This window comes from Enterobacter cloacae complex sp.6700776, assembly GCF_048284255.1.
GTDB lineage: Bacteria > Pseudomonadota > Gammaproteobacteria > Enterobacterales > Enterobacteriaceae > Enterobacter > Enterobacter intestinihominis.
Genome location: NZ_JBLVYK010000015.1, coordinates 98,982 through 103,979 on the forward strand (window position 1 = coordinate 98,982; position 4,998 = coordinate 103,979).

Genomic DNA, 4,998 nt, shown 5'->3' on the forward strand with positions numbered 1-4,998 from the left:
CCCCCCCCCCCCCCCCCCCCCCCCCCCCCCCCCCCCAGATGAAGTACCTGGTCTCGTGGGCTCGGAGATGTGTATAAGAGACAGACAAAAGACGCTAAACCTGTAGGCCCGGTAAGCGCAGCGCCACCGGGGTTTTTGTTAACCTAATGCCTGAATCGCCTTCTCCAGCGCCTCGCGCAGCAGATGGCGGTCGTGGCGATATTTAATATCGCTCGCTTCCAGCGGCTCTTGCACCACCACGCGATCGCCAATCCCCGACACATCTACTTTTGGCCCGACCACGACACCATCGATAATTTTCTTACCAACATACTGTTCCATCAGGTCCAGCTTATCCGCCAGCGACAGGCTTGCCGCCGCCGGACTGAGTTCGCGGCCTAAATTACCGATATAGACCATGGGCGCAGGCGTTCTGCGCAGCGCCTGCGCCAGCTCTTTCACCAGCAGGATCGGCATCAGGCTGGTATAAAAACTCCCCGGCCCAATCAGGATCAGATCGGCCTCGCCAATCGCTTCAACCGCTTCACGCGTTGCGGGTACGCTGGGGTAGGTCATCAGCTCTTTTGGCGGAAGGAGAAGCTGGTCGATATTCACTTCACCATACACTTCGTGATCGTCAGCATCGATCGCCATCAAATCTACCGGCTGTTCGGACATCGGGATCAGGAACGCATCCACTTTTAGCAGGTTACGAATTAAATTGATCGCTTCCAGAGGGCGCACGCTCAGGTGATCCAGCGCCTTTAACATCAGATTTCCAAGGTTATGGCCTGAAAGTTCGCCATTTCCCCCAAAACGGTACTCAAACATCGCCGAGGCCACGCTTGGCTCAGTGATGAGCTGGTTGAGGCAGTTGCGCATATCACCCCAGGCTATCCCGCCTTCAGCACGTCGGATCCGCCCGGTTGAGCCGCCGTTGTCCGTTGTTGTCACGATGCCCGTCAGGCGTGAGCCCAGTGACGATAACGACGACATAACCCGTCCCAGACCGTGACCTCCTCCAAGAGCGACCACGCGGTCCAGATCCGCAAAAGTGCGATTGCGCATACCTATTCCTTATCCTGTTAAGCTTGCGTCACAGTAACGCAACTACTCCTAAAAGACGATGCCTCTCACAAACCATAATGACGTATATCAATGCGAAAGCGCTGTTTTTGCGTATTCTGTAGTGAAAATGCACGATAACATCGTTATGTATAAATTTATATAGCGAAAAGCGACAATGGCGAAGTGGCGATTTCCACGCTACTATCGCCATAACCACGTTTTCAAAACTGAAAACATACACTCTAGCCCTGGCGCCTGTGTCGAGAGATATGGCGCCCTGGCCGTGGCGGATTTGCCACCAGGGTACAGAAAGAAATGACTGTGCCTCCCGATCTGGAAAGGTGTACATGGCTTCACAACTTACTGATGCTTTCGCGCGTAAGTTTTTCTACTTACGTTTGTCGATTACCGACGTGTGTAACTTCCGTTGCACCTACTGCCTGCCCGATGGCTACAAGCCGGGCAGCGTCACCAACAACGGCTTTCTCTCCGTGGATGAAGTACGCCGCGTCACGCGCGCGTTCTCTGAACTCGGTACGGAAAAAGTGCGTCTTACCGGGGGAGAGCCCTCCCTGCGCCGTGATTTCCCTGACATCATTGCCGCCGTGCGTGAAAACGAACGTATCCGCCAGATAGCGGTGACCACCAACGGTTACCGCATGGCGCGTGACGTGGCGAACTGGCGCGATGCGGGGCTGACGGCGATCAACGTCAGCGTCGATAGCCTGGACGCCCGTCAGTTCCACGCCATTACCGGCCAGGATAAGTTCCAGCAGGTAATGGACGGCATCGATGCCGCGTTCACCGCCGGTTTCGACAAGGTCAAAGTCAATACCGTGTTGATGCGTGATGTGAACCACCATCAGCTGGACACCTTTCTGGCGTGGATCAAACCGCGCCGCATTCAACTGCGTTTTATTGAGCTGATGGAGACCGGGGAGGGCAGCGAGCTGTTCCGTCGCCATCACATCTCCGGCATGGTCCTGCGTGACGAACTGCTGAAACGCGGCTGGATCCACCAGATCCGCCAGCGCAGCGATGGCCCGGCGCAGGTCTTTTGTCATCCGGATTATGAAGGCGAAATCGGCCTGATCATGCCCTATGAAAAAGATTTCTGTGCCAGCTGCAACCGCCTGCGCGTCTCCTCTGTTGGCAAGCTGCACCTCTGCCTGTTCGGGGATGGCGGCGTCGATCTGCGCGATTTGCTGGAAGACGACGCCCAACAGGACGTGCTTGAAGCACGCATTTCCGAGGCGCTGACGCACAAAAAGCAGACCCATTTCCTGCATCAGGGCAATACCGGCATTACTCAGAACCTGTCCTATATCGGCGGGTAATCAGGCTTTAGAAGGAACCAGAAGATGAGTCAGGTAAGCGCGGAATTTATCCCGACACGCATTGCTATTCTTACCGTTTCCGAACGTCGTGGTGAAGAGGATGATACCTCCGGCCACTGGCTGCGCGAGGCGGCACACGAAGCCGGGCACCAGATTGTTGATAAAGCGATCGTCAAAGAGAACCGTTACGCCATTCGCGCTCAGGTTTCACAGTGGATTGCGAGTGATGACGTCCAGGTTGTACTGATCACTGGCGGCACCGGCTTTACCGCAGGCGACCAGGCGCCGGAAGCGCTGCTTCCGCTGTTCGATCGCGAAGTAGAAGGCTTCGGCGAAGTGTTCCGCATGCTCTCATTTGAAGAGATTGGCACCTCTACGCTCCAGTCCCGTGCCGTCGCGGGGGTAGCGAACAAGACGCTGATCTTCGCCATGCCGGGCTCGACCAAAGCCTGCCGCACCGCGTGGGAAAACATTATTGCCCCGCAGCTGGATGTCCGTACCCGTCCGTGTAATTTCCATCCCCATTTAAAGAAATAAGCTATGTCACAACTGACCCACATAAACGCCGCTGGCGAAGCGCATATGGTGGATGTCTCCGCCAAAGCCGAAACGGTGCGCGAGGCGCGTGCTGAAGCGTTCGTCACCATGCTGCCGGAGACGCTGGCGATGATTATCGACGGTAGCCATCACAAGGGTGATGTGTTTGCCACCGCCCGCATCGCCGGTATTCAGGCCGCTAAACGCACCTGGGACCTCATCCCGCTCTGCCATCCGCTGATGCTTAGCAAAGTGGAGGTAAATTTGCAGGCGCAGCCGGAGCATAACCGCGTGCGTATCGAGTCCCTGTGCCGCTTAACCGGGAAAACCGGTGTGGAGATGGAGGCGTTAACGGCAGCCTCCGTGGCGGCGCTGACCATCTACGACATGTGTAAAGCGGTGCAGAAAGATATGGTGATTGGCCCGGTGCGTCTGCTGGCAAAAAGCGGCGGCAAATCCGGTGATTTTAAGGTGGAAAGCCATGATTAAGGTGCTCTTTTTTGCCCAGGTCCGTGAGCTGATCAATACCGACAGCCTGACGCTGGACGGCTCTTTCGAAAACGTCGCCGCCCTGCGTGCGCATCTGGCGGCGCAAAGCGACCGCTGGGCGCTGGCGCTGGATGAAGGCAAATTGCTGGCCGCCGTGAATCAGACGCTGGTGGAGTTGACCCACCCGCTGGCTGATGGGGATGAAGTGGCCTTCTTCCCGCCGGTCACAGGGGGTTGAGATGACGGAAACCCGAATTCTGGTTGGCCATGAGCGTTTTAACGTGGGCACGGAATATGACTGGCTGGCCGGGCGCGACGAAGACGGCGCGGTCGTGACCTTTACCGGGAAAGTGCGTAATCATAATCTCGGCGACAGCGTAAAAGCGCTGACGCTGGAGCACTATCCGGGAATGACCGAAAAATCGCTGGCGGCCATTGTCGAAGAGGCGCGAGGCCGCTGGCCGCTGGGGCGCGTTACGGTTATCCATCGCATCGGCGAAATGTGGCCCGGCGAAGAAATTGTGTTTGTCGGCGTCACCAGCGCCCATCGCGGGAGTGCTTTTGCGGCGGGGGAGTTCATCATGGATTACCTCAAAACTAAAGCGCCGTTCTGGAAGCGTGAAGCGACGCCGGAAGGTGAGCGCTGGGTGGAATCGCGGGACAGCGACAAACAGGCTGCCAGCCGCTGGTAACAGGTTTACGTGGATGTGTTAGTCTTAACGTGTGTGTTTACTTAATCAGGAGTGAATCATGGACCGATTTCCGCGTTCCGATTCGATAGTTCAGCAGACCCGTAGCGGGCTGCAAACCTACATGGCTCAGGTATATGGCTGGATGACGGTTGGCCTGCTGCTTACCGCGTTTATCGCGTGGTATGCGGCAAACACGCCTGAACTGATGATGTTTATCTTCTCCAGCAAAATCACCTTCTTTGGGCTGATTATTGCGCAACTGGCGCTGGTATTCGTGCTCTCCGGGCTGGTGCACAAGCTCAGCGCGGGCATGGCGACCACGCTGTTTATGCTCTATTCGGCGCTGACCGGGCTGACGCTCTCCAGTATTTTCATCGTTTACACCTACTCCTCCATCGCCAGCACCTTTGTGGTGACCGGCGGGATGTTCGGTGTGATGAGCCTGTACGGTTACACCACCAAACGTGACCTGAGCGGCTTCGGCAACATGCTGTTTATGGGGCTGATAGGGATTGTGCTGGCGTCGCTGGTGAACCTGTGGTTGAAGAGTGACGCGCTGATGTGGGCGGTGACCTATATCGGGGTGGTGATCTTCGTGGGCTTAACCGCCTACGACACCCAGAAGCTGAAAAACATCGGTGAACAAATTGATGTTCGCGACAGTTCAAACCTGCGCAAATACTCGATTCTGGGCGCGCTGACGCTGTATCTGGACTTCATCAACCTGTTCCTGATGCTGCTGCGTATCTTCGGCAACCGTCGCTAGTGAGGGTGGCGCTGTCTGATGCCCTCACCCTGACCCTCTCCCACAGGGCTGAGGGTTCCCCACAAATTAATGCGAGCACTGAGCAATCCCCTCGCCCCTCCGGGGAGAGGGTTAGGGTGAGGGGAACATA

At 56.6% G+C, this 4,998-nt stretch carries 7 protein-coding genes and 1 riboswitch; of the genes, 6 read left to right on the top strand and 1 reads right to left on the bottom strand.

The window, feature by feature from the left end; genetic code table 11:
• Positions 1-138: 138 nt before the first annotated feature.
• Positions 139-1,047: a uridine diphosphate-N-acetylglucosamine-binding protein YvcK gene (yvcK, locus tag ACNQ0T_RS18335; protein WP_023299636.1), complete on the bottom strand. Its 909-nt coding sequence runs from the start codon at positions 1,045-1,047 to the stop codon at positions 139-141.
• Positions 1,048-1,273: 226 nt separating this feature from the next.
• A riboswitch (molybdenum cofactor riboswitch) is annotated at positions 1,274-1,407 on the top strand.
• Here yvcK and moaA point away from each other — a divergent pair.
• The 6 genes from moaA (at position 1,395) to ACNQ0T_RS18365 (ending at position 4,868) form a co-directional block, all read left to right on the top strand.
• Entirely contained in the window at positions 1,395-2,384 is a 990-nt protein-coding gene (gene moaA / locus ACNQ0T_RS18340; protein ID WP_417930300.1) for a GTP 3',8-cyclase MoaA, read from the top strand. (Overlaps the previous riboswitch by 13 nt.)
• Positions 2,385-2,408: 24 nt before the next feature.
• Complete coding sequence (gene moaB, locus ACNQ0T_RS18345) at positions 2,409-2,921, top strand: molybdenum cofactor biosynthesis protein B (RefSeq protein WP_045309177.1); 513 nt, start codon at positions 2,409-2,411, stop codon at positions 2,919-2,921.
• A gap of 3 nt (positions 2,922-2,924) precedes the next feature.
• Complete coding sequence (moaC, locus tag ACNQ0T_RS18350) at positions 2,925-3,410, top strand: cyclic pyranopterin monophosphate synthase MoaC (RefSeq protein WP_006809528.1); 486 nt, start codon at positions 2,925-2,927, stop codon at positions 3,408-3,410.
• The gene (gene moaD / locus ACNQ0T_RS18355) at positions 3,403-3,648 is read left to right on the top strand and encodes a molybdopterin synthase sulfur carrier subunit (protein WP_022647502.1); all 246 of its coding nucleotides are present in this window, start codon (positions 3,403-3,405) and stop codon (positions 3,646-3,648) included. Before moaC ends, moaD begins: the two co-directional genes overlap by 8 nt.
• A gap of 1 nt (position 3,649) precedes the next feature.
• A complete protein-coding gene (gene moaE / locus ACNQ0T_RS18360) occupies positions 3,650-4,102 on the top strand; it encodes a molybdopterin synthase catalytic subunit MoaE (protein ID WP_022647503.1) in 453 nt (150 codons plus the stop codon).
• A gap of 58 nt (positions 4,103-4,160) precedes the next feature.
• Entirely contained in the window at positions 4,161-4,868 is a 708-nt protein-coding gene (locus ACNQ0T_RS18365) for a Bax inhibitor-1 family protein (RefSeq protein WP_015571081.1), read from the top strand.
• Positions 4,869-4,998 lie beyond the last annotated feature (130 nt).

Bases quoted from the DNA above. Each gene is read 5' to 3' on its own strand.
- yvcK (WP_023299636.1), bottom strand. From the start codon at position 1,047: ATGCGCAATCGCACTTTTGCGGATCTGGACCGCGTGGTCGCTCTTGGA.
- moaA (WP_417930300.1), top strand. From the start codon at position 1,395: ATGGCTTCACAACTTACTGATGCTTTCGCGCGTAAGTTTTTCTACTTA.
- moaB (WP_045309177.1), top strand. From the start codon at position 2,409: ATGAGTCAGGTAAGCGCGGAATTTATCCCGACACGCATTGCTATTCTT.
- moaC (WP_006809528.1), top strand. From the start codon at position 2,925: ATGTCACAACTGACCCACATAAACGCCGCTGGCGAAGCGCATATGGTG.
- moaD (WP_022647502.1), top strand. From the start codon at position 3,403: ATGATTAAGGTGCTCTTTTTTGCCCAGGTCCGTGAGCTGATCAATACC.
- moaE (WP_022647503.1), top strand. From the start codon at position 3,650: ATGACGGAAACCCGAATTCTGGTTGGCCATGAGCGTTTTAACGTGGGC.
- ACNQ0T_RS18365 (WP_015571081.1), top strand. From the start codon at position 4,161: ATGGACCGATTTCCGCGTTCCGATTCGATAGTTCAGCAGACCCGTAGC.